This window comes from Pseudomonas nunensis (assembly GCF_024296925.1).
Taxonomy (GTDB): Bacteria; Pseudomonadota; Gammaproteobacteria; order Pseudomonadales; family Pseudomonadaceae; genus Aquipseudomonas; species Aquipseudomonas nunensis.
Genome location: NZ_CP101125.1, coordinates 5,484,452 through 5,507,569, shown reverse-complemented (window position 1 = coordinate 5,507,569; position 23,118 = coordinate 5,484,452). Strand labels below are relative to the sequence as shown.

Sequence of the window (23,118 nt, the reverse complement as noted above, 5' to 3'; positions counted from 1 at the left end):
GATCTTTTATCAAAGGACTCTGTTCGTTAGCCTGATGCCTCCAATAATCATGGAAGGTTGTTGTTACATGGCTGATATACGGAACATCAGGGAGGATGCAGCGACTGTCACTGAAACCAGGGCACTCGGTGTTCATATCGATCGCATCAAACAGGCGATCCAGGATTCGCAGGGGATGACGCCGCCAGATAGCCTGCTGGCGCATGCGGACGGCGTAACCGAGTTTTTTGCGCCGTGGTATCTCAAGGCCCGAAAGATTGACCGCGATGCACTCAAGGATCTTTACAGTCGGCGCTGGTTACTTCAAGGACGACTCGATGAGTTGTTCGGTAAGTTGGAAGCTGATATTCGAGACTTCGCCGAGCCACTATTAAACAAAGCATTAAAAGATCAGCTGGATGTTGAGCTGGATGTTCGCGTAGCCGAACTGCGCTTATATGTACCCAGCAAAATTATCTTCGGCATTGACCGAGGGGCTGACCATTTCAAGCAAATGACCTTGCTCGATGCGGCGCTGCATAACTTCGAGGCCGACGAAGCCGAGCCAGCGGCGTTCCGTGACGGCTCCGGCGTGTTTACCCGCGATGCGCAAAACGCGCCCCTGCGCCACGCCATGACCGTCGCGCAATTTGTCACGCTGTGCCGCACGCTGGACCTCGGCGCGCAATATCAGACTCATCTCAAAGGCATCCTGACCCCGACGTCGGCCGCCGCGCGGATGGAGTTGCAACTGAAGTCCGTCACCAGCGACAAGGCCGCATTCAAACTGGCCGCACTGTTGGCGCGGCTCCAGGGCGAGGTCAGCGCCCACGGTTTCGGCGCGCTGCTCAAGGTGCACGACGGCGAACCGGATAATTCCTGGTATGGCGCGCCGATGCACTGCCATCGCTTGTCGCTGATGGGCTTCAGGCTCACCGGCATCGTGCTGTTCAGCACCGTGGCCGAACCTTCGCAGTTAAAGAAGGCAATTGATGCGCTGACCTCTGAACAGTTGAAATTCTGGAGCGAATGGTCGGATCGCATCCCGGTGTTGCCGGGCAAGGAATACGAGCTGTTCAAACTGATCAAGGCGTTTTTCGCCAATGGCCCCCAAGGCATGTCCGAAGAGCTGGCGCGCAAGGACGATGTTCATCGGCAAAACCGTCTGGCGGGACGGCTGATTGCCTACGTCCCCGGCGACCCGCAACACCCGATCAAAGAGTACGACTCGTTCACCGACTTTATGCAGACCCTGGTCAGTCAACTGCGCGGTGTCGAGTATCAGCAGTTTTTCAGCCGTTTCGTCGATCAGAAAGACAAAGGCGTATTTTTCGCCCGGGTCAACGAACGCCTCAAGACCTTTGAATGGGCGCAACGCAAATCTCTGGACATGGGCCCCTGGTGGCGTGAGACACCCATCGAGAACGCTAACCCGGAACCGCTCACCCATGTCATCAGCGGCAACGTATGGAGTGCTTTGTTTACAAGGCGACGGGACAAAGTCATCGCCGATGCCCGGCATATCGCGGTGCCCACCGGCGACGAAGACGCGCAAACACGCTGGAAGCGCCTGACCGGTTACCTGGACATCGCCTGGAACGTATTCAACTTTGCCGGAATGCTGATTCCGGGTGTGGGCGAAGCGTTGCTCGGTCTTATGGTTGCGCAATTGGTCGAAGAGCTCGCCGAGGGCTTTGAAGACTGGAGCAAGGGCGATCGCGAAGAAGCGGCGGGGCACATCAGTTCGGTGCTGATCAACGGCGCGCAGTTGGCGCTGATGGGCGCCGGGCATGTGCTGCCAACCGGAGCCGCGTTGTCGATTCAGCCCTCGCCGTTTGTCGACAATTTGAAAGCAGTTGAGCTCCCCGACGGCAAGACAAGCCTGTGGAACCCAGACCTTTCTCCGTATGAACGTCAGGTTCCGCTGCCCAATAATGTGCGGCCGAATGAGATAGGCCTGTTGCTGCACGACGGCGAGAGCGTGCTGGCGCTGGATGACAAACACTACGCAATCAAGGAAGGCCCGAACAGCAACGGCCATCGCATCCGCCACCCCTCGCGCGCCAACGCGTATGAACCGCAAGTGGCTCACAACGGCGGCGGCGCCTGGACCAGCGAACTCGAACGACCCCAGCTTTGGGATGAAGCCAAAGTCTGGCGGCGTCTTGGGACTGCGTTCGAAGAACTGCCCATCGCCCGCCAGGAACAGGCGCGGATCGTCAGTGGCGTCGATCACACCCGATTGCGCCGGATGCACGTCGAACAGGAAAGTCCGCCAGCGTTGTTGATCGACACTTTGCAGCGGTTCAAAGCCTATGGCGAGGCCGATGCACTGGGGCCGCAGATTCTGCAGAACAAGGTGCCCGAGTCGCTGGAGGGTTTTTTGCCGACCTTTGTCACCGAACTGCGCGGCTGGCCGGAATCCAGGGGCGTGGAACTCTTCAAGGGAGAGACGTACACCGGCACTTCGGTCAGGTACGGGGGCGTCGATGGCGAGACGATCAAGGTCACTCACTCGCAATGGCGCAGTGGCAAATTGTTGGAGCGGGTGCTGGATTCACTCAACGAAGACGAGATCACCGCGATCCTCGGCAATCAGGTGTCCCTGTTGCGCGCCGAGCGTCTGACTGCGTTGCGCAGTCGCCTGGCCATGCACGCCGGACGCCAGACCTCGCGTTTATTCGAGTCGTTGTACAAGGCCGGTGAAGTGACGGCGGATGCTCGGCAACTGCTGCTGCAACGGGAATATCCGACGATGCCAGGCACGGTCGCGCGTGAAATGCTCAAACGGGTTTCGCCCGAAGACCTGGCATTCATCGATCAAAAAGATCGCCTGCCGTTGCAGGTCAAGGCCCTGGCAAAACGGGCCATGGCCGAGTTGCGGACGGTGCGCGCCTACGAAGGTTTGTACCTGGAGGTGCTGGCGAGCGCCGACACTGAACGGCTGGCGCTGCACAGCATTGCGGCGCTGCCCGGCTGGTCATTGTCCGTGCGCATCGAAGTTCGCGAGCTCTCGATCTTGGGCAAGTTGCGCGACAGTGTCGGGCCGCCGGATGCCGCGAATCGCAAGGTGCTGGTACTCAATGAGGAGGGGACGTTCGAAGCACGGGATCATCGCGATCAGCACCTGCACGGCGCTGACGATATTTATAGCGCTGTGCTGCATGCGTTGCCGGATACCGAGCGCAAGGCGTTGGGTTTTGAAATTGTCGAAGGCGCCAGGCTCAAGGAAACAGTGCAGCGGCAACCGCTGGCCCAAAAAGAGCTGGGCTCGATTCTCGAAGATTACCCCACGTTCAAACCGGCCTATGACCCCGAACACATGAAGCTCCCCGGCGGCATGTTGGGATACCGATTCAACCCTTCCCCGGCCACTATCCGCTACCGTGCCAGTTGTCTGTATCCCCAATTCACCGATGCCGATCTTGACGAGATGATGAGTCGGTTTTCTGCAAGGGGCGGGCTCGTACAACAGATAAGCGCGCTCGAAGACGAGTTCGATGCGTTCAGCCGAGTCATGAATCGCTGGGTCAACCACTCCGGCGAGGCGCCTCGTTTCAGTCGCAGCGGCTTGTCCGAGTTCGAATCGCGCAACCAAGTCTACCGGGCCCTGCGTCAATGCTGGCAGCGTACCGGTCCGCGTGGCGTCGAGGTCACGGGTGAAGCGCATTCCCAGGCACTTGACCTGAGTGTCATGGACCTTGGAAAACATCTGGAAAGCATGCCGGTACTGAGTGCGAATTTCGACCATGTGACGAATGTGAACCTGGCGGGGAATGGCTTGCGCGACAGCCACGCGACGTTTCTGCATCACTTCCGTCAGGCGCGTCAGTTGGACCTGCGCAACAACCGCATGACCCGCCTGCCATCGGTAATCGGCGGCATGAGGCGCCTCAACAACCTGCTGCTGAGTAATAACCAGATTGTCTTGACCGTTGAGGCGTTGAATAACCTGCGGGGCCTGACGCAAATGCGCTCCATGTCACTGATGGGCAATCCGCTGGGCTTGCTGCCCGATATCAGCCGGATGCGCCACTTGGTCATGCTGCAAATGAGCAATACCGGTGTGAACACCTGGCCGACAGGGCTGTTCCTGCAAGTGCGGCCACGGCATTTTTTCCTGGACTTGCGCGAATGCCCGATCAACCTGATCCCCGACGTCGCCCCGGGTTCGTTCCGTGCGGAACTGCTGGCGCGCACACACATCAGCCTCGAGCCGCGCTGGATGTCTGCACAAACCCTGGAACAGTTGAAGCTGTACGTCGAATCGGTGGGGCTGGACCCGGAACGCCCTTTTGCGCCATTAGGGCCGCTCGACAGTGTCAACTGGAGCGCCGGTCTGAGTGAGCCGCAGTGGCAAATCCTGCAACCGATCTGGGACAACCTGGAAGATGAGTTCAGCTCGTTTGCGTTTTTCGAAAAGCTCCATCAGCTCACCAAAACCGCGGATTTCAAAGCGGCCGACAGCACCTACCGAATCGGCCTGAGCGCGAAGGTCTGGCGCATGATCGAAGCCATGGCCGAGGATGCCGCGCTGCGCGACAAGATCTTCGCCGAAGCGGTGGCGCCGACCGAATGCGTCGATGGCTTGACCCAATGGTTTAACGCCATGGGTATCGAGGTGATGATCCACGAGGCTTATCAGTTGCAGAACGCGGACCTGGTCAAGGCCGGGCTGGTGCGCCTGGCCAAGGGCAAGACGCGGTTGCAACAAGTCGATGCGATTGCCCGTCGGCATATTTCCGAACGGCTGGCGGCGGGGGAGACGTACCGACGGGTCAATGCTGAAGGTCAGGTCACGGGCACGATTGATGAAGTCGAGGTTCACCTGGCGTTCATGACGGATTTGGCCGAGCGCTTGAACCTGCCCTGGCAAGCGCGGGGCATGCAGTTTCGCAAAATCGCCGGCGTGACCCCGTCGATGATTGAAACGGCCTATCAGCGGGTATTGGCGCTGGAGGAAGGCGATCTGCTGCGCGATGCGATCGCTGAACTGCCCTTCTGGAAAGCCTATGCCGAGGGCAGTAACCGGCGGCTGTTCAGCGCATTCCGGCGCAAGTTGGAAGCCCTCACCGACTTCAAGATGGCCATGGACGAACGGGCTGCCGCAGTCGATCGCACGCCTGAAGCCCGAGAGCGTTTGAAGGAAAGAATCCGCGTGTTGGCCGCTGAACTGGGCAAGCCGGAAAGCGCCTTCGCACCAGGTCAGGTGATGACCGATGAAGCGTTCGACAGCGAGTACAAGAGCGTGCTCGACGAGATGGATCAGCTACTGAAAAAACTCACTCAGGACGCCATGGACTGGGCACGACTGGACAAGGACGACGCGCCGTTTGCGTGATGAAGCCTGGCATTGATCAAGCCCCGATGTTCGCATCGGGGCTTTTTTTTGCGGCTTAAAACAGGAAATAACGCTGGGCCATCGGCAAGACTTCCGCCGGCTCACACCACAACAACACACCGTCGGCCTTGACCTGATAGGTCTGCGGATCGACATCAATGCTGGGCAGGTAATCGTTGTGGATCAGGTCGGTTTTCTGCACCTCGCGGCAGCCTTTGACCACGGCGATTTTCTTCTTTAAACCCAGTGCCTCGGGCAGCCCCGCTTCCTGCGCCGCCTGGCTGATAAAGGTCAGGCTGGTGGCGTGCAGCGAGCCGCCATAACTGGCGAACATCGGGCGGTAGTGCACCGGTTGTGGCGTTGGGATCGAGGCGTTGGCGTCGCCCATCAGGCTGGCGGCAATCGCGCCGCCCTTGAGGATCAGCGTCGGCTTGACCCCGAAGAACGCCGGGCGCCACAGCACCAGATCTGCCCATTTACCGATTTCAATCGAGCCCACTTCATGGCTGATGCCGTGGGTGATCGCCGGGTTGATGGTGTACTTGGCGATGTAGCGTTTGGCGCGGAAGTTGTCGTTGCCTTCAGCGTCCTGGGGCAGCGGGCCGCGCTGCTTCTTCATCTTGTCGGCGGTCTGCCAGGTGCGGGTGATGACTTCGCCGACCCGACCCATGGCCTGGCTGTCGGAGCTGATCATCGAGAACGCGCCGAGGTCGTGGAGGATGTCTTCGGCGGCAATCGTCTCGCGGCGGATGCGGCTTTCGGCGAAGGCCACGTCCTCGGCAATGCTCGGGTCCAGGTGATGGCAGACCATCAGCATGTCCAAGTGTTCGTCGATGGTGTTGCGGGTGAACGGCCGGGTCGGGTTGGTCGAACTTGGCAACACATTGGCAAAGCCGCAGGCCTTGATGATGTCCGGCGCATGACCGCCGCCCGCGCCTTCGGTGTGATAGGTGTGGATGGTGCGGCCCTTGAAGGCGGCGAGGGTGGTTTCGACGAAACCGGATTCGTTGAGGGTGTCGGTGTGGATCGCGACCTGCACGTCGTACTGGTCGGCGACAGTCAGGCAGTTGTCGATGCTGGCCGGAGTGGTGCCCCAGTCTTCGTGCAACTTGAGGCCGATGGCGCCAGCCTTGACCTGCTCGATCAACGGCTCCGGCAGGCTGGCGTTGCCCTTGCCGGTGAGGCCGATGTTCATCGGGAACGCATCGGCGGCCTGAAGCATGCGCGCCAGGTGCCACGGCCCGGAGGTGCAGGTCGTCGCATTAGTGCCCGTGGCCGGGCCGGTGCCGCCGCCGATCATGGTGGTGACGCCGCTCATCAGCGCTTCTTCGATCTGCTGCGGGCAGATGAAGTGAATGTGCGTGTCGATGCCGCCGGCGGTGAGGATCATGCCTTCGCCAGCGATGACTTCGGTGCTGGCGCCGATGGCGATGGTCACGTCCGGTTGCACGTCCGGGTTACCGGCCTTGCCGATCCCGGCGATGCGCCCGTCCTTGAGGCCGACGTCGGCTTTGACGATGCCCCAGTGATCGACGATCAGCGCGTTGGTGATCACCGTGTCGACCACTTCGGCGGCGAGCAGTTGGCTCTGGCCCTGGCCATCGCGGATGACTTTGCCGCCGCCGAATTTCACTTCTTCGCCGTAGGTGGTGAAGTCTTTTTCGACTTCGATCCACAGCTCGGTGTCGGCCAGGCGCACCTTGTCACCGACGGTGGGGCCGAACATATCGGCGTAGGCTTGACGGGAAATCTTCATGTGTTCGCCTTGGAATTCAATTGTTTTTGAGACCGCTCGCGTAGCTCGCTATCGCAGCCTCGCTGCGCTCGACAGCTCCTACAGGTGTTCACACCATTACGGTGTGTGCGACCTCTGTAGGAGCTGTCGAGTGCAACGAGGCTGCGATCTTTTGAAGGCACCGCAGATATCAATCAAGGTCACCCATGATCCTGCCGGCAAACCCGAACACCCGCCGATGCCCGGCCAAATCGACCAGCTCGACCTCGCGGCTTTGTCCCGGTTCGAAGCGTACGGCGGTGCCGGCCGGAATGTTCAGGCGCATGCCGCGGCTGGCGGCGCGGTCGAAGGTCAGGGCGTCGTTGGTTTCGAAAAAATGGTAATGCGAGCCTACCTGGATCGGCCGGTCGCCGCTGTTGGCCACCTTCAGGCTAATGGTGCGGCGGCCCGCGTTGAGTTCGATGTCGCCGGGCTGGATCTGGTATTCACCGGGAATCATCCATTCACTCCTTGCAGAATCTTGTAGTAGAGGGCGGTCGGCCGGTAGTTGCCGGCAGGGTCGCAGGCGTAGTCGGGGATCTGGCCGGCGCGGGTGTAGCCCAACGCCCTGTAGAAGTCTTCAGCGGGGGAGCCGGCCTCGGTGTCGAGGTAGAGCATGCCGCGCTTGTGCTGGCGGGCTGCGAGTTCCAGAGCGCTCATCAATTGTTGGCCGAGGCCGCGACGGCGCGCATGCTCGCGCACCAGCAGTTTCTGCACCTCGGCGCGGTTCAGGCCGTTTGCTTTCTGGCACAGGGTCAACTGGACGCTGGCCTGCACCTGCTCGTCCTTGACCACCACCCACAGCAACACGTTGCCCTTGTTCAGGTTGGCCTGGACCTCATCGAAATAGGCCCGGGCCTGAGTCGCATCGAGGTCGGCCATGAAACCGACGCTGGCGCCATAACCCACGGCGTCCAGCAGCAAATCGATCAACCCCTGGCGATAGTGCGCAAAGCTTTCAACGTTGACGCGACGCAGTTGGGCGGCGTTCATCGGTGTTACTCCTTGTTGGCGTTCGGCGGCTCCGCGCCAGGATTGAGGGTCAGTTGCATGAAGGTCAGGTCCAGCCAGCGACCGAACTTGGTGCCCACTTGGGGCATCTGCCCGGTGATCAGGAAACCGGCGCGTTCATGCAGACGAATAGAAGCGGCATTGCCGCTTTCGATGGCGGCGACCATCACATGCTTGTCGCAGCCCTTGGCGCGTTCGATCAGCTCGGCCATCAATTTCGGGCCGAGGCCATTGCCGCGCTGGTCGCTGCGCACGTAGACCGAATGCTCGACGGTGTGGCGAAAACCGTCGAACGGCCGCCAGTCACCGAATGAAGCGTAGCCCAGCACGCTGTTATCAGCGTCGACGATCACCAGGATCGGATAACCCTGGGATTGCCGGGCGCTGAACCACGCCTGGCGGTTGCCCAGGTCCACGGCTTGCTCGTTCCAGATCGCAGTGGTGTTGAGCACCGCATCGTTGTAGATGTCGCGGATCGCTGGCAGGTCTGCGTGCAGCGCATCACGAATGAGATAAGTCATGGCGCGGCCTCAGGCGATCGGTTGGTGGACGGTGACCAGTTTGGTGCCGTCGGGGAACGTCGCTTCGACCTGGATCTCCGGGATCATTTCCGGGATGCCTTCCATCACTTGTTCGCGGCTCAACAGGGTGGTGCCGAAGTGCATCAACTCGGCCACGGTGCGACCGTCACGGGCGCCTTCGAGCAGCGCCGCAGAGATGTAGGCCATGGCTTCCGGGTAGTTGAGTTTCACGCCGCGAGCCAAACGCCGCTCGGCGACGAGGCCAGCGGTGAAGATCAGCAGCTTGTCTTTTTCGCGTGGGGTCAGGTCCATCGTTGGAATCCATTTTTGGCAGAATGAAAATCTTGCGTCTTGCACCCTGTAGGAGCTGTGTAGGAGCTGTCGAGTGAAACGAGGCTGCGATCTTTTGATCTTGATCTTGATCTTGATCTTGATCTTGATCTTCGGCGGTTCCGAAAAAGGTCAAGATCAAAAGATCGCAGCCTCGTTTCACTCGACAGCTCCTACCAGCTCCTACAAGGGAATCGGTGTTCAGGTGCTCCAGATTCTTGGGGGGACGGCTTCTCGTCCGAGTAGCGCAGGTCTGAGTAAGCGCCACAAATCTATAAGCCAACCCCGTGCCAACAACGCTTCACTGGCCAGGCACCGCGCCACTAACAGCCCCGGCAACTGGGTCAGATCCCCGCGTACGTCATTGGGCAGCGAGCGGCAGGTTTCCAGCAATTCACTGTCGATCTCCCCGGTCACCAGCAACGTCGCAAACACCGGTTGCCCATCCAGGCCAATCGGCGAGTCGAGCAATCCATCGTTCCCGACAATGCGCTGGCGTTCGTGCCAGAGCAACTGGCCGTCGCGGCGGATGTCGAGTTTTGCCTGGAAATGCCCGAGGTCGAAGCGTTCGCCACTGGCCGGGCGACCGAGTGCGACCACGTCCCAGTAGAACAACCGGGCATCGCCTTCAAGGTTGATCGAGGTGCTGAGTTCGGCCTGGGCCGCGCTGAAGATGATCGTCTCCTGGGGCAACCATTCCAGTGTCGCACCGGCCGCCACGTTCAAGTTCAGCTGCTGATAAGCGGGGCCGGCGGCGCGATACCACTTGGCGGCGCCGGGGCTGGTGATTTGCGCCCAGGCATCGCTGCCGACGCTGGCGCTGATGTCCAGCCGATCACCCCCGGCAATCCCGCCCGGCGGGTGGACGATGATGTGCTGGCACACCTCGGGTCCTTCGGCGTACAGGTGCTTTTGCACGCGCAGCGGGCCTTGGTGCCGACGCAGGACCGGGCGCGTGCTGTCGCCGAAACGGGCGTAGCCCAGCTCCAGCTCGGCGTGCCAGCTCGGGGTAAACAGGACAGTGGGAACAGGTAAATTCATATCGTCTTATTATCGTTAGGACGCTACAGACTAGATCGTAACCAGTCCGCGCACACCTTCGGCTTCCATATTTTCACCGCGACCCTGTTGCACGATCTCGCCCCGGGACATCACCAGGTACTGATCGGCCAGTTCGGCGGCGAAGTCGTAAAACTGTTCCACCAGCAAAATCGCCATGTCGCCACGAGCAGCAAGCTTCTTGATCACCGCGCCGATTTCCTTGATCACCGACGGCTGGATGCCTTCGGTGGGTTCGTCGAGGATCAGCAGGCGCGGACGGCTGGCCAGTGCGCGGCCGATGGCTAGTTGCTGTTGCTGGCCGCCGGACAAGTCACCGCCACGGCGTTGCTTCATTTGCAGCAACACCGGGAACAATTCGTAGATGAATGCCGGGACTTCTTTCGCCTCGCTGCCGGGGAACCGCGAAAGGCCCATCAGCAGGTTTTCTTCCACGGTCAGCCGCCCGAAAATCTCCCGGCCCTGGGGCACGTAGGCGATCCCGGCATGCACCCGTTGGTGCGGCTTGAAGGTGGTGATCGGCTTGCCTTCCCAGTTCACCGCGCCTTCTTTGGCTGGCAGCAAACCCATCAGGCATTTGAGCAGGGTGGTCTTGCCCACGCCGTTGCGCCCGAGCAGGCAAGTGACTTCGCCGACCTTCACGTCAAACGAGAGACCGCGCAGGATGTGGCTACCGCCGTAGTACTGGTGCAGCTTGTCGACTTGCAGCATTTCAAATTCTCCTCAATCCCCTGTGGGAGCGGGCTTGCTCGCGAATGCGGTGTATCTGTCGCAAAGATGTTGGATGTGCCGCCGTCTTCGCGAGCAAGCCCGCTCCCACAGGTGGGTGTATTCGCAGGTCTAGCGACCGAGGTAGACCTCGATCACCCGCTCATTGTCCTGCACCTGTTCCAGCGACCCTTCGGCCAGCACGCTGCCCTGGTGCAACACGGTGACGTGGTCGGCAATCGAGCCGACGAAGCCCATATCGTGTTCCACCACCATCAGCGAATGCTTGCCGGCCAGGCTTTTGAACAGCTCGGCGGTGAATTCGGTTTCGGCATCGGTCATGCCCGCCACCGGCTCGTCGAGCAGCAGCAATTGCGGGTCCTGCATCAGCAGCATGCCGATCTCCAGAAACTGCTTCTGACCGTGGGACAACAAACCCGCCGGGCGATTGACCGACGTGGTCAGGCGAATGGTTTCCAGCACTTCGCTGATGCGATCTTTCTGTTCGCCGGTCAGGCGCGCGCGCAAACTCGCCCACACCGATTTGTCGGTTTTCTGCGCCAGCTCCAGGTTTTCGAACACGCTCAGGGCTTCGAACACCGTCGGCTTCTGGAACTTGCGACCGATGCCGGCCTGGGCAATTTGCACTTCGCTCATCTGCGTCAGGTCCAGGGTTTCACCGAACCAGGCCTTGCCGTGACTCGGCCGGGTCTTGCCAGTGATCACGTCCATCAGCGTGGTTTTGCCCGCGCCGTTGGGGCCGATGATGCAGCGCAATTCGCCGACGCCGATGTACAGGTTCAGGCTGTTCAGCGCCTTGAAACCATCGAAGCTGACGCTGATGTCTTCCAGGGTCAGGATCGTGCCGTGGCGCGTATCCAGGCCAGGGCCGACACGTTGGCCGAAGCCGATGCTGTCGCGGCTGGTGCCTGCGTCCTTGTTCGGTTCCACCGGGAAAAACGCGGGTTCGAGCATAAATTCCGCCGTCGCTGTGACTCTCATTGTTCGCCCCTTTTCTTCAGCAGACCGATCACGCCTTTGGGCAGATACAAGGTCACGACGATGAACAGGGCCCCGAGGAAGAACAGCCAGTATTCCGGGAAGGCCACGGTGAACCAGCTCTTCATGCCGTTGACCACGCCGGCGCCGAGCAACGGCCCGATCAGCGTGCCGCGACCGCCCAAGGCGACCCACACGGCGGCCTCGATGGAGTTGGTCGGCGACATTTCACTCGGGTTGATGATCCCGACTTGCGGCACGTACAACGCACCGGCCAAACCACACAACACCGCGCTCAACACCCACACGAACAGCTTGAAACCGCGCGGGTCGTAGCCGCAAAACATCAGGCGGTTTTCCGCATCTCGCAACGCGGTCAGCACGCGGCCGAATTTGCTCTGCGCCAGGCGCCAACCAATAAACAGGCTCGCCACCAGCAACACCACCGTGGCGAAAAACAACACCGCGCGCGTCCCCGGTTCGGTAATGCCAAACCCGAGAATCGTGCGGAAATTGGTAAAGCCGTTGTTGCCGCCAAACCCGGTTTCGTTGCGGAAAAACAGCAGCATCCCGGCGAAGGTCAGGGCCTGGGTCATGATCGAGAAATACACGCCTTTGATCCGCGAACGGAAAGCGAAGAAGCCGAACACCAACGCCAGCAGTCCCGGTGCCAAAACCACCAGGCACATGGCCCAGAGGAAGCTGCTGGTGCCGGTCCAGTACCACGGCAATTCGGTCCACGACAGGAAGGTCATGAACGCCGGCAAGGCGTCGCCCGAGGCCTGGCGCATCAGGTACATGCCCATCGCATAACCGCCGAGAGCGAAAAACAAACCGTGACCGAGGGACAGCAAACCGGCGTAACCCCAGACCAGATCCAGCGCCAGAGCGACGATGGCGTAACAAAGAATCTTGCCCACCAGCGTCAACGTGTAGGCCGAAACGTGGAAGACGCTGACCGGCGATAGCAGCGACAGCAGCGGTAACGCCAACAGCAAAACGAGGATCACCGCACCCACGGCGATCGTGACTTTGGGGCCGGCCTTTTGTGAGGCTGTGACTATAAGAGGCTGGTTCATTAGTCGATCACCCGTCCTTTCAGTGCGAAGAGGCCTTGCGGACGTTTCTGAATAAACAGAATGATCAGCGCGAGGATCAGGATCTTGCCGAGTACGGCACCGATTTGTGGTTCGAGAATCTTGTTGGCGATACCGAGGCCGAACGCCGCGAACACGCTACCGGCCAACTGGCCGACGCCGCCGAGCACCACCACCAGGAACGAGTCGATGATGTAGCTCTGGCCGAGGTCCGGGCCGACGTTGCCGATCTGGCTCAGCGCCACGCCGCCGAGGCCGGCGATGCCCGAGCCGAGGCCGAAGGCGAGCATGTCCACGCGTCCGGTCGGTACGCCGCAGCAGGCCGCCATGTTGCGGTTCTGGGTGACGGCGCGCACGTTCAGGCCCAGGCGGGTTTTGTTCAGCATCAACCAGGTCAGCACCACTACGAACAGCGCGAAAGCGATGATCACGATGCGGTTGTAGGGCAGCACAAGATTCGGCAGCACTTGAATCCCGCCCGACAACCACGCCGGATTCGCCACTTCAACGTTCTGCGCGCCGAACAGCAAACGCACCAGTTGAATCAGCATCAGGCTGATGCCCCAAGTCGCGAGCAAAGTTTCCAGCGGGCGGCCGTAGAGGTGACGAATCACCGTGCGCTCCAGCGCCATGCCGATGGCGGCGGTGACGAAAAACGCCACCGGCAACGCGATTAGCGGGTAGAACTCGATGGCTTGTGGGGCGAAGCGCTGGAACATCAGCTGAACCACATACGTCGAGTAGGCGCCGAGCATCAGCATCTCGCCGTGGGCCATGTTGATCACGCCGAGCAGGCCGAAGGTGATGGCGAGGCCGAGTGCCGCGAGCAGCAGGATCGAACCGAGGGACATGCCGCTGAACGCCTGGCCGAGCAACTCGCCGATCAGCAGTTTGCGTTTGACTTGAGCGAGGCTGGTTTCGGCAGCGGTGCGCACACCGGCATCGGCTTCGACGCCGGGTTCGAGCAAACCTTCGAGGCGCGTACGGGCCAGCGGGTCGCCGGTTTCACCGAGCAAACGCACGGCGGCGAGGCGCACGGCGGGGTCGGTGTCCACCAGTTGCAGGTTGGCCAACGCTAGGCTGAGGGCGGCGTGAACGCTTTCATCTTTTTCGCCAGCCAGTTGCTGGTCGAGGAATTTCAGCTGCGCCGGTTTGGCGCTTTTCTGCAATTGCTGCGCGGCGGCCAGACGGATTTTGGCGTCGGCGGCGAGCAATTGGTGGCTGGCCAGCGCGGTGTCGATCAGACCCCGCAGGCGGTTATTCAGGCGCAGGGTTTTCGGTTGGCCGTCGACGGTCAACTCGCCTTGTTGCAGGGCGTTGATCAGTTCGACACGGGCCGGATCGGGCTGCGCGGCCCAGGCTTCCAGGAGTTTGGCTTGCTGCACGGGATTGGCCGCGACGAAGTCTTCGGCGTCGCCGGCGTGGGTGGCCATCGGCAGTAACAGCGCGAGGGCGAGGATGAGGCGGTAAAGGGCAGTCGGCATGTCGTTGGCCTTGCGCGGACAATGTGGGAGCGGGCTTGCTCGCGAAGACGGCGGCACATCCAACATCAATGTGCCTGACCCTCCGCATTCGCGAGCAAGCCCGCTCCCACAGGGATTTGCGTCAGGCCCGGGCTTCGTGTCCGGGCCGTGACACCCAGTGGCTTAGTTGCTCTTCACCGCATAATCCGGCTTCTTGTCGTTGCCATCGATAAACGGGCTCCACGGCTGGGCGCGGATCGGGCCTTCGGTTTGCCACACGACGTTGAACTGACCGTCGGCCTGAATCTCGCCGATCATCACTGGCTTGTGCAGGTGGTGGTTGGTCTTGTCCATGGTCAGCGTGTAACCCGACGGCGCGGCAAAGGTCTGGCCGGCCAACGCTTCGCGGACCTTGTCGACGTCGGTGGACTTGGCTTTTTCAGCTGCTTGCGCCCACATGTGAATGCCGACATAAGTGGCTTCCATCGGGTCGTTGGTCACCGCTTTGTCGGCGCCTGGCAGGTTGTGTTTCTTGGCGTAGGCTTTCCAGTCAGCGACGAATTTCTTGTTCTGCGGGTTCTCGACCGATTCGAAGTAGTTCCACGCCGCGAGGTTGCCCACCAACGGTTTGGTGTCGATGCCGCGCAGTTCCTCTTCGCCTACCGAGAACGCCACGACTGGCACGTCGGTAGCTTTCAGGCCCTGGTTGGCCAGCTCTTTATAGAACGGCACGTTGGAGTCGCCGTTGACTGTGGAGATGACTGCCGTCTTGCCGCCGGCCGAGAATTTCTTGATGTTGGCGACGATGGTTTGGTAGTCGCTGTGGCCGAACGGGGTGTAGACCTCTTCGATGTCCTTGTCCGCCACGCCTTTGGAGTGCAGGAACGAGCGCAGGATTTTGTTGGTGGTGCGCGGGTAGACGTAGTCGGTGCCGAGCAGGAAGTAACGCTTGGCGCTGCCGCCTTCTTCGCTCATCAGGTATTCCACCGCCGGAATCGCCTGCTGGTTCGGCGCCGCGCCGGTGTAGAACACGTTCGGCGACATCTCTTCGCCTTCGTACTGCACCGGGTAGAACAGCAGGCCGTTGAGTTCTTCAAACACCGGCAACACCGATTTGCGCGATACCGAAGTCCAGCAACCGAACACCACGGCGACTTTGTCCTGGGTCAGCAACTGCCGGCCTTTTTCAGCGAACAGCGGCCAATTCGACGCCGGGTCGACCACTACCGGTTCCAGCATCTTGCCGTTCACGCCGCCCTTGGCGTTGATTTCGTCGATGGTCATCAACGCCATGTCTTTGAGGGATGTTTCGGAGATCGCCATGGTGCCGGACAGGGAGTGCAGGATGCCGACCTTGATGGTCTCGGCGGCCTGGACAGTCCAGGTCATGCCCATCGCGGCAATGCTTGCCGTGAGTGTGAAAGCCTTGATCAAGCTGCGACGCTTCATTGTGCGATCTCCATGAACATTAGTATTTTTTTTGATTGGCAGAGGCGGACTACTGAAGGCTGTTTTGCAAGGGCTGTGCCTGGTCGGGTTTTGGCAAGGAAATGTCGTGTTAGAGCGGTCGCGCGGGGATAGCGGCGCACCAGGAAGGAACGCCGAGGATGCACTGGTGCGCCGGCTTGCGCCAGATTGGGGCGAAGAGTGCTGCAGGAACTGTATTGGTGCTGTGTATGAACTGTGTAGGAGCTGTCGAGAGAAACGAGGCTGCGATCTTTTGACTTTGATTTTTAAAGATCAAAAGATCGCAGCCTCGTTTCACTCGACAGCTCCTACAGGGGAATGAGGGGTTCTGGGGATTACCGGCGGCGCATGAGGCCGATGAAGAACAGGCCGCCGATGGCAGCAGTGGCGACGCCAATGGGCAAGTCTTCCGGGGCGATCAGGGTGCGGGCGGCGACGTCGACCCAGACCAGGAAAACGCTGCCGAGCAAAACGCAAACGGGCAACAATCTGCGATGCTCAGCCCCCACCAACCGCCGCGCAATGTGCGGCACCATCAAGCCGACAAACCCGATCGACCCGCTGATCGACACCAGCACCCCAGTCATCAGCGAAGCAATCAAGAACACCCGCAACCGCACCGTGCGAGCATTCAAGCCCAGCGTCACCGCCGTCTGCTCACCCGCCATCAACGCATTCAACGGCCGCGCCATCCCGAGCAACAACACCAACCCCAGCAACACGCTGGCCGCCGGCAGCGCTAGCAATTCCCAGCGCGCCAAGCCGAGCCCGCCGAGCATCCAGAACATCACCGCCGAACTCGCGCGGTGATCGCCCATGAACAGCAGCAAATTGGCAATCGCCATCATCACGAACGACACCGCCACGCCGCACAACAGCAGGCGATCACTGTCCAGCCGCCCGTTGCGATTGGCGATCATCAGCACGATCAGCATGCTCGCCAACGCACCGATAAACGCCGCAATCGGTAGGGTCAGCAGACCGACAATCTCACCGACATGCAGCACCACAATCACCGCGCCCAACGTGGCGCCCGAGGTCACGCCGAGCAGGTGCGGATCCGCCAGCGGATTGCGCGTCACTGCTTGCAGCACCGCACCAATCAACGCCAACCCGGCACCCACCAGTGCCCCGAGCAACATGCGCGGCACGCGGATCAGCCATACGATGTGTTCCTGCCCGGCCGCCCAGTCTGGCTCGCCGACACTGAAGATCTTGTGCAGCAAAATCCGCCACACCACATCCACCGGCACCCGCGCCGGCCCGAAGCCCAGGGACACCACGCACGACACCAGCAACAGCGCGCCGAGTGCGATCAGCAGCAACGCATAGCGACGCTCGATCATTCGCCGTGGAACCCCTTGGCCAGGGTTTCCACCGCCAGCACGTTGTCGATCCCCGGCGTGGCCTGCACGTAAGGAATGACGATAAAGCGCTGGTTCTTGATCGCGTCTACCGATTGCAGGGCTTTGTTATTGAGCAGGAATTGTTCTTTCTGCTCGGCGGTGACCTCACCGTAGTCGACGATCACGATCACCTGTGGATTGCGCTCGACCACGTTCTCCCAATTGACCCGCGTCCAACTGGCCTCGACGTCATCGAGAATATTTTGTCCACCGGCCGCATCGATCAGCGCTTGCGGCATGCCGAGACGGCCAGAGGTCATGGCCCGGTCTTCGCCGCTGTCGTAGAGGAACACGCGAGGTTTGTCCGCCGGCAGGTCTTTACGAACCTCGGCGACTTGCGCCTGCATCTCGGTGATCAAACCGTTGGCGCGGTCCTGCACGTCGAAGATCTTGCCGAGGTTGCGCAGGTCGTTGTAAGTGTCCTCCAGCGTGGCCGCCGGGCGCTTCATCACGAAGGCACAGGACTCGGTCAGCTCGTAGACATTGATGCCCAGCGGTTGCAGGGTTTGCGGCGTCAGGTCACCGCCGACGCGCATGCCGTAATCCCAGCCTGCGAAGAAGAAATCTACGTTGGCGTTGAGCAGGGTTTCCACCGACGGGTACTTGGCCGCCAGTTCCGGCAAGCCATTGAGGATGGTCTGCATCTCGGGCGTAACCGACTTCCATCCCGTGACACCGCTGTAGCCGGCCATGCTCGACTTGAGGCCGAGGGCGAGCATCATCTGGGTCATGTTGATGTCGTGGCTGACCGCGTGTTTCGGCGCTTGCTTGAATGTCACTTCGCGATTGCAGCTCTGGACGGTCAGCGGGTATTTCGTGGCCTCGGCAGAGGCTTGGGCAGCGCCCAGCAACAGGGCGACGCACAGCAGGGAACGCACAGTCATGGTTGGGTTATCCAGGTGATTCGGGGGTAGCCGTGGAGGGGGTGGTCATCGATCAGCGCTTCGACGCCGAATACCTCGCGCAGCAGCGGGGCGGTCAGGACTTCTTTCGGTGTGCCGCTGGCGACGATGCGGCCGTGGTTGATCACGTACAGACGATCACAGAAAGCGGCGGCCAGATTCAGGTCGTGGATGCTCGCCAACGTGCCGATGTTCAGGCGTTTGACCAGTTGCAAAAGCTCAAGCTGATAGCGCGGGTCGAGGTGGTTGGTCGGCTCGTCGAGGATCAGCAATTGCGGTTGCTGGGCCAGGGCGCGGGCGAGGATCACTCGTTGCTTTTCACCACCGGAGAGGGTGGCGAAGGCATGGTCTTCGAAGCCTTCGAGACCGACGGATTTCAGCGCGTGAGTAGCCAGGTTTCGGTCTTCAATCGTGTCGCCATCGAACAAGCCTTTGTGCGGCGTGCGGCCCATGGCGACCACTTCTTCGACCGTCAGGCCGAAGGCGTCGGGGAATTCCTGCAAAACCACCGCGATGCGTTGTGCGCACCAGCGTGAGGATTGTTTCCAGACGTTGTGGTGATCGAGCTGGACCTCGCCGCTCTCGGGTTTGCTGAAGCGATAGGCGCAGCGCAACAGGCTGGTCTTGCCGCTGCCGTTGGGGCCGATCAACCCGACAAACTCACCGGCAGCCACGTGCAGCGAGGCGTCACGCAGTTGGAACTGGTGATGGCAGTGGCCGTGGCCCAGGGGTGTCCAGGCGAGGTGTGTGAGGTTGAGCGAGGTCATGCAATTACTCTGAAATATTGGGTGTTGCTGGGGACGCCTTCGCGGGCAAGCCTCGCTCCTACATGTTTTGCGCAGTCCTTGTGGGAGCGAGCTTGCTCGCGATTGGGGCGACACGGTTTAAAACTGATAATCCGCGGTGACAAAAAACGATCGCGGCTCACCCAAAATCCACTGCTGCCCCTCATTGTATTGGCTTTGCGCATACTGCCGGTCAAACAGATTGTTCACCTGCAACCCCAGCGTCGTATTGCGCAGCGCTTTCCAGGACAGCGTCGCATCGACCACGGTGTAGCTCGGCAGCTCATTCTGATTCGCCATGTCCGCATAACGCGCATCCACATAGCGCACGACAGCCCCGGCCTTCAGGTCTTGGTTGATCGCTTTGCTCAGCCACAGGTTGGCGGTTCGGCGCGGAACTTCGGTCGGCCGGTTGCCGTTGTACGAGACGGTTTCACCGTTCACCACCGCCGAAAAATCGTCGTACTTGGCCTTGACGATGGCGGCGTTGGCTTGCAGTTGCCAGGCGTGAGGCAGTTGCAGATCGAGGCTGGCCTCAATCCCATTCGACGATTGCTGGCCGACCTGTTGCTTGAGCGTCGGGTTGCCCGGGTCGTCGGTCAGCAGTTTCTTTTTGACGATGTGATACGCCGCCAACGTGAACTCGCCGCGCTGATCCCAGAACAATTGCTTCACACCGATTTCGGTCTGTTTGGCGGTGGCGAGGTCGTATTGCTGCTGGCTCGGGCTCAGGGAAATCAGGCCGCCGACGCCGTCGGTGCTGGTGGCGTATTGGCCGTAGAACGAGGTGTCCGGGGTCAGGGCAAACACCAACCCGGCTTTCCAGTTATTGCCAGTCAGGGTCTTGTCGCTTTGGCTGCCGTCCACCAGGTTGTCGCGATCGACGTGCACGTAGTCGCGGCGCACACCGGTCACCAACGACCAGCGCTCACTGAGTTGCGTGCGGTTTTCCGCAAACACCGACATCTGTTTGGTCGTGGACTGGAACTGACTGCGGTACGGATCGGCACTTTCAAAGCGACCCGGTTGCGGGTGATACAAGTCCACCGGTTGCCCGTTCGGCAGCACGTCGTTGAACGGCGAGTTGCTGTCGAGCTGGAAGCGGATGCGGTTGTAATCGACGCCGGTCACGGTCTGGCTGTCGAGGCCGAACAGGGTGTGTTTGAAGGTGAAGGTCTGGCGATCACCGATCTGTTCCTGGGTGTGGCCGATGCCGAAATAACCGCTGCGGCTCAGTTGCTGGGTGTCGCGGTCGAAATTGTAGTTCTCGGCGTTCTGCCAGCGGCGCTGGGCCTTGAGGTAATACAGCTCGTTGCTCGAGCTGATGTTGTCGGAGATCTGCCATTCGCTGGTCAGGCGCGTCCACTGGTCGTTGTAATGCTGCTTATCGTTGCTGACGTTGTAGTTCTTGTCCCGCAGGCTGTCCTTGAAGCGGCCATTGATCAGTGGCGTGCCGAAATAATTCATCGGCGTTTGATCGCCGTAATCGTGAGCGAGGGTGAAGGTCAGGTCGTCGGTTGCCTGCCAGCGCAGGGCGGCGCTGATGAAGTCGCTGGAGGAGTCGCCGCGATCCACCCAGCCATTGCTGCGCAGGCGATTGAGGTTCAAGCGATAGCTCAAGGTGTCGGTCAGCGAACCGCCGCTGTCGAAGGCTTGCTGCTGACTGTCGTAGGAACCATAGCCGACCCGCAGGTGGTTTTCGATTTCGCCGTCGAAGGGCTTTTTCGGGATCACATTGACCACCGCGCCGGTCGCGCCTTCGCCGTACAACACCGACGCCGGACCGCGCAGCACATCGACGCGTTCCACCGACCAAGTATCCACCGGGAACGTCACCGTGCCCATGCCGGAGTACATGCGGTTGCCGTCATACAGCTGCATCACCGAACCCTGCCCGGTAAAACCCCGCGCCGACAACGACGTGCCGCCATCGCCAGGCGTGCCGGTGCGGCTGATCCCGGTGCCGCGCGATACCGCGTCCTGCACGCTGCGATCACCTCGGGCGCGGATCTGCTCGCCGGTCAGGCTTTCAATACTGGCCGGAGTTTCCATCGCCGTGAGATTAAGCCGCGAACCAGCGGTGGTCGGCGTGTTCAGGCTGACGCTGTCATCGTCAACCGTCGGCGCGGTGATGGTGCCGGTGGGCAGGGTCAGCACTTGCGCCTGAGCGTTGTTGTTCAAGGCGAGCAGGCAAAGGCTGGACAAGAGGTACTTGTTCATCGGGGCAGTGAATCACTTCTGCAAAGAAAACCCGCAACAATCCTGTTGCGGGCAGGGCGGCTCATTTGCGTTATACAGTAACACTAAAAATGACCGAGAGTTAAGCGCGCGAAGTCTACAGATCCCTCTAATGCGCGCATCTCGCCTGATTCATGATGAAGGTGAGGTGGATTCAGTTTGTGTTGATCGAGCATTTTTAATGGCCAATCGATCTAGCTGACTGTCATTTCTGACAGTAGGCCAAAACCGTTGGCTGGTTTAGGTTTGAGCCTTGTCAACAGTGACAGGGAGCGCTGGTCATGCCGGTATCTGGGGTTGCAAGGGTGGTCGGATGTCTGGTTTTTTTCGACTGTGCAGTGCTCATGGCTGATCAGGACTGCCTCAGTCTGTGGCAGCAGAATCCCGTCAGCCAAAGCTGTAAAGCTTACGTCAGCGCCACCGCGCCGGATCCAGCTACCCCGATGCTCGTTGATCTGGAAAATGGCCAGTGCCGCATGACGCTCATCTGCAAAAACTGGTACGGCGCAGGCGCGCCCACGCAGTCATGGGATCTTGATAAAGCCGAGTTGGTCAACATCCAGAACTGCAACGGCGAGTTGCAGATCAAGCCATGTCCGATCAATCAGCCCTGACAGGACCAGCGTAAATACTGGCCCTGAGTCCGCATTTCTTCAGGCGACCGAACCCGGTTCTGCTTGCCTGTTCAGACGTGTCAGCAGCAGCCGATCCAGCACCCACACGACAATCAACGAAGCGCCTACCAACGGAAAAATCACCGCCAGCGCGAGCATGATTGCCACCCCGGTTTTCCATTTCGGCAGGTCATGGCGCAACGGCGGAACGCCGAATTTTCCCTGTGGACGACGCTTCCACCAGATCACCACGCCGCTGACCGCGCTGAGCAGAATCATCAGGCAGATCAGCAGCACAATGATCTGATTGAACGCACCGAACATCTTGCCTTCATGCAGCATCACGCCGATTTCCGTGGCGCGGGCGACAGTGCCGTATTGCTCGAAGCGCACGTCGGCGAGGACGTCGCCGGTGTACTGATCGACATGCAGGGTAGCGTCGTTGCGCGGGTCATCGGCGAATACCGCGATGGTGAACACGCCGGTGGCAGTGGTCGGCAAGGTGATGCTGTAGCCCGGTTCGACCTTGCGTTGCACGGCGATGTTTTGCACGTCTTGCAGGCTGATGGTCGGCGCTGCGGGGCCGGCTGGTGCAGTGCCGTGGGCCATGTGTTCGGCGTGGTCGCCGGACATCGGCATCGGCGTGTTTTCCATCGCCCAAGGCACGGTCTGGCGCGTGGCGCTGTTGAGGCTGCGGGCCTCGACGTCGGACTTCGGCACGTTGTCCCACATCGCCGCCGGGAAGGTGTTCCAGACCTCGGCGTATTGTTTGCCCCAGAAGCCGGTCCAGGTCATGCCGCTGAGCAGCATCACCAGCAAAAAGGCCGCGCCCCAGAATCCGGTGACCGCATGCAAATCACGCCACAGCACACGACCGCGACTGTTCAAGCGCGGCCACAACACGCCGGCATACTGACCCCGCGGCCACCACAGGAACACGCCGGACACCACCAGCACCACGCCCCAGCCAGCAGCGAGTTCCACCAGTCGATCACCGACGGTGCCGATCATCAACTCGCCATGAATCGACCGGGCGAGGGCTTGCAGGTTTTTCTTGGCATCTTGCTCGCCAAGGATGTCGCCGTGGTACGGATCGATGAAGACGTTGAGTTCGTGGCCGGCATTGATCACCACAAACTGCGCGCTGCGTTCGGCGTTGGGCGGCGGCAGGTATTGTTTGATCTGGCCTTCCGGGTACGCCAGTTTCACCCGTTTGAGCAGGTCATCGGCGGACACCGCGTGATGCCCGGCCGGGACGTTCATCAGGCTGCCGTACATCAACGGATCGAGTTGCGGTTTGAACAGGTAGATCAGGCCGGTCAGGGCCAGCATCACCATGAATGGCGCGACGAATAACCCGGCATAGAAATGCCAACGCCAGGCCAGGTTGTAGAAATTCGGTTTGGGCTGTTTCATCGGTTGTG

At 60.6% G+C, this 23,118-nt stretch carries 18 protein-coding genes; 2 read left to right on the top strand and 16 right to left on the bottom strand.

Features of this window, described 5'->3' with window-relative positions:
* Positions 1 to 175: 175 nt before the first annotated feature.
* Positions 176 to 5,320: a dermonecrotic toxin domain-containing protein gene (locus NK667_RS24235; protein ID WP_054616374.1), complete on the top strand. Its 5,145-nt coding sequence runs from the start codon at positions 176 to 178 to the stop codon at positions 5,318 to 5,320.
* Between the two features lie 55 nt (positions 5,321 to 5,375).
* Here the strand turns inward: NK667_RS24235 and ureC are convergent, their stop codons facing one another.
* The 15 genes from ureC to NK667_RS24160 all read right to left on the bottom strand — a co-directional run bounded on the left by ureC (position 5,376) and on the right by NK667_RS24160 (position 21,062).
* A complete protein-coding gene (ureC, locus tag NK667_RS24230; protein WP_054616373.1) occupies positions 5,376 to 7,076 on the bottom strand; it encodes an urease subunit alpha in 1,701 nt (566 codons plus the stop codon).
* Positions 7,077 to 7,245: 169 nt separating this feature from the next.
* Entirely contained in the window at positions 7,246 to 7,554 is a 309-nt protein-coding gene (locus tag NK667_RS24225; protein ID WP_054616372.1) for an urease subunit beta, read from the bottom strand.
* Positions 7,551 to 8,087, bottom strand: a complete 537-nt coding sequence (locus NK667_RS24220; RefSeq protein ID WP_054616371.1) for a GNAT family N-acetyltransferase — start codon at positions 8,085 to 8,087, stop codon at positions 7,551 to 7,553. The genes NK667_RS24225 and NK667_RS24220 overlap by 4 nt, the downstream gene beginning before the upstream one ends.
* A 5-nt stretch (positions 8,088 to 8,092) precedes the next feature.
* Complete coding sequence (locus NK667_RS24215; protein ID WP_054616370.1) at positions 8,093 to 8,626, bottom strand: GNAT family N-acetyltransferase; 534 nt, start codon at positions 8,624 to 8,626, stop codon at positions 8,093 to 8,095.
* Positions 8,627 to 8,635: 9 nt separating this feature from the next.
* Positions 8,636 to 8,938, bottom strand: a complete 303-nt coding sequence (ureA, locus tag NK667_RS24210) for an urease subunit gamma (RefSeq protein ID WP_033055605.1) — start codon at positions 8,936 to 8,938, stop codon at positions 8,636 to 8,638.
* Positions 8,939 to 9,157: 219 nt separating this feature from the next.
* Complete coding sequence (locus NK667_RS24205; RefSeq protein ID WP_054616369.1) at positions 9,158 to 9,997, bottom strand: urease accessory protein UreD; 840 nt, start codon at positions 9,995 to 9,997, stop codon at positions 9,158 to 9,160.
* 30 nt (positions 9,998 to 10,027) lie between these two features.
* Complete coding sequence (gene urtE, locus NK667_RS24200) at positions 10,028 to 10,726, bottom strand: urea ABC transporter ATP-binding subunit UrtE (RefSeq protein ID WP_007950600.1); 699 nt, start codon at positions 10,724 to 10,726, stop codon at positions 10,028 to 10,030.
* Between the two features lie 129 nt (positions 10,727 to 10,855).
* Positions 10,856 to 11,725, bottom strand: a complete 870-nt coding sequence (gene urtD, locus NK667_RS24195) for an urea ABC transporter ATP-binding protein UrtD (RefSeq protein WP_054044053.1) — start codon at positions 11,723 to 11,725, stop codon at positions 10,856 to 10,858.
* Entirely contained in the window at positions 11,722 to 12,801 is a 1,080-nt protein-coding gene (gene urtC, locus NK667_RS24190; RefSeq protein WP_054044052.1) for an urea ABC transporter permease subunit UrtC, read from the bottom strand. Before urtC ends, urtD begins: the two co-directional genes overlap by 4 nt.
* On the bottom strand, positions 12,801 to 14,303 hold the full coding sequence (gene urtB / locus NK667_RS24185) for an urea ABC transporter permease subunit UrtB (RefSeq protein ID WP_054616368.1): 1,503 nt from the start codon (positions 14,301 to 14,303) through the stop codon (positions 12,801 to 12,803). Before urtB ends, urtC begins: the two co-directional genes overlap by 1 nt.
* Positions 14,304 to 14,465: 162 nt before the next feature.
* On the bottom strand, positions 14,466 to 15,731 hold the full coding sequence (gene urtA, locus NK667_RS24180; protein WP_054044050.1) for an urea ABC transporter substrate-binding protein: 1,266 nt from the start codon (positions 15,729 to 15,731) through the stop codon (positions 14,466 to 14,468).
* A gap of 353 nt (positions 15,732 to 16,084) precedes the next feature.
* A complete protein-coding gene (locus tag NK667_RS24175) occupies positions 16,085 to 17,095 on the bottom strand; it encodes a FecCD family ABC transporter permease (RefSeq protein ID WP_054616367.1) in 1,011 nt (336 codons plus the stop codon).
* The gene (locus tag NK667_RS24170) at positions 17,092 to 18,039 is read right to left on the bottom strand and encodes an ABC transporter substrate-binding protein (RefSeq protein ID WP_054616366.1); all 948 of its coding nucleotides are present in this window, start codon (positions 18,037 to 18,039) and stop codon (positions 17,092 to 17,094) included. Before NK667_RS24170 ends, NK667_RS24175 begins: the two co-directional genes overlap by 4 nt.
* Positions 18,036 to 18,824: an ABC transporter ATP-binding protein gene (locus NK667_RS24165; RefSeq protein WP_054616365.1), complete on the bottom strand. Its 789-nt coding sequence runs from the start codon at positions 18,822 to 18,824 to the stop codon at positions 18,036 to 18,038. Before NK667_RS24165 ends, NK667_RS24170 begins: the two co-directional genes overlap by 4 nt.
* A 117-nt stretch (positions 18,825 to 18,941) precedes the next feature.
* Positions 18,942 to 21,062: a TonB-dependent receptor gene (locus tag NK667_RS24160; RefSeq protein ID WP_054616364.1), complete on the bottom strand. Its 2,121-nt coding sequence runs from the start codon at positions 21,060 to 21,062 to the stop codon at positions 18,942 to 18,944.
* A gap of 362 nt (positions 21,063 to 21,424) precedes the next feature.
* On the opposite strand from NK667_RS24160, the gene NK667_RS24155 reads away from it, so the two are divergent.
* Entirely contained in the window at positions 21,425 to 21,694 is a 270-nt protein-coding gene (locus NK667_RS24155) for a hypothetical protein (protein WP_054044045.1), read from the top strand.
* Between the two features lie 39 nt (positions 21,695 to 21,733).
* Here NK667_RS24155 and NK667_RS24150 read toward each other — a convergent pair whose 3' ends face one another.
* Positions 21,734 to 23,110 carry a PepSY-associated TM helix domain-containing protein gene (locus tag NK667_RS24150; protein WP_054616363.1) on the bottom strand — a complete coding sequence of 459 codons (1,377 nt, stop codon included), beginning with the start codon at positions 23,108 to 23,110 and terminating at the stop codon, positions 21,734 to 21,736.
* Positions 23,111 to 23,118 lie beyond the last annotated feature (8 nt).

Coding starts and splice junctions, on each gene's coding strand:
- NK667_RS24235 (WP_054616374.1), top strand. CDS start 176: ATGACGCCGCCAGATAGCCTGCTGGCGCATGCGGACGGCGTAACCGAG.
- ureC (WP_054616373.1), bottom strand. CDS start 7,076: ATGAAGATTTCCCGTCAAGCCTACGCCGATATGTTCGGCCCCACCGTC.
- NK667_RS24225 (WP_054616372.1), bottom strand. CDS start 7,554: ATGATTCCCGGTGAATACCAGATCCAGCCCGGCGACATCGAACTCAAC.
- NK667_RS24220 (WP_054616371.1), bottom strand. CDS start 8,087: ATGAACGCCGCCCAACTGCGTCGCGTCAACGTTGAAAGCTTTGCGCAC.
- NK667_RS24215 (WP_054616370.1), bottom strand. CDS start 8,626: ATGACTTATCTCATTCGTGATGCGCTGCACGCAGACCTGCCAGCGATC.
- ureA (WP_033055605.1), bottom strand. CDS start 8,938: ATGGACCTGACCCCACGCGAAAAAGACAAGCTGCTGATCTTCACCGCT.
- NK667_RS24205 (WP_054616369.1), bottom strand. CDS start 9,997: ATGAATTTACCTGTTCCCACTGTCCTGTTTACCCCGAGCTGGCACGCC.
- urtE (WP_007950600.1), bottom strand. CDS start 10,726: ATGCTGCAAGTCGACAAGCTGCACCAGTACTACGGCGGTAGCCACATC.
- urtD (WP_054044053.1), bottom strand. CDS start 11,725: ATGAGAGTCACAGCGACGGCGGAATTTATGCTCGAACCCGCGTTTTTC.
- urtC (WP_054044052.1), bottom strand. CDS start 12,801: ATGAACCAGCCTCTTATAGTCACAGCCTCACAAAAGGCCGGCCCCAAA.
- urtB (WP_054616368.1), bottom strand. CDS start 14,303: ATGCCGACTGCCCTTTACCGCCTCATCCTCGCCCTCGCGCTGTTACTG.
- urtA (WP_054044050.1), bottom strand. CDS start 15,731: ATGAAGCGTCGCAGCTTGATCAAGGCTTTCACACTCACGGCAAGCATT.
- NK667_RS24175 (WP_054616367.1), bottom strand. CDS start 17,095: ATGATCGAGCGTCGCTATGCGTTGCTGCTGATCGCACTCGGCGCGCTG.
- NK667_RS24170 (WP_054616366.1), bottom strand. CDS start 18,039: ATGACTGTGCGTTCCCTGCTGTGCGTCGCCCTGTTGCTGGGCGCTGCC.
- NK667_RS24165 (WP_054616365.1), bottom strand. CDS start 18,824: ATGACCTCGCTCAACCTCACACACCTCGCCTGGACACCCCTGGGCCAC.
- NK667_RS24160 (WP_054616364.1), bottom strand. CDS start 21,062: ATGAACAAGTACCTCTTGTCCAGCCTTTGCCTGCTCGCCTTGAACAAC.
- NK667_RS24155 (WP_054044045.1), top strand. CDS start 21,425: ATGGCTGATCAGGACTGCCTCAGTCTGTGGCAGCAGAATCCCGTCAGC.
- NK667_RS24150 (WP_054616363.1), bottom strand. CDS start 23,110: ATGAAACAGCCCAAACCGAATTTCTACAACCTGGCCTGGCGTTGGCAT.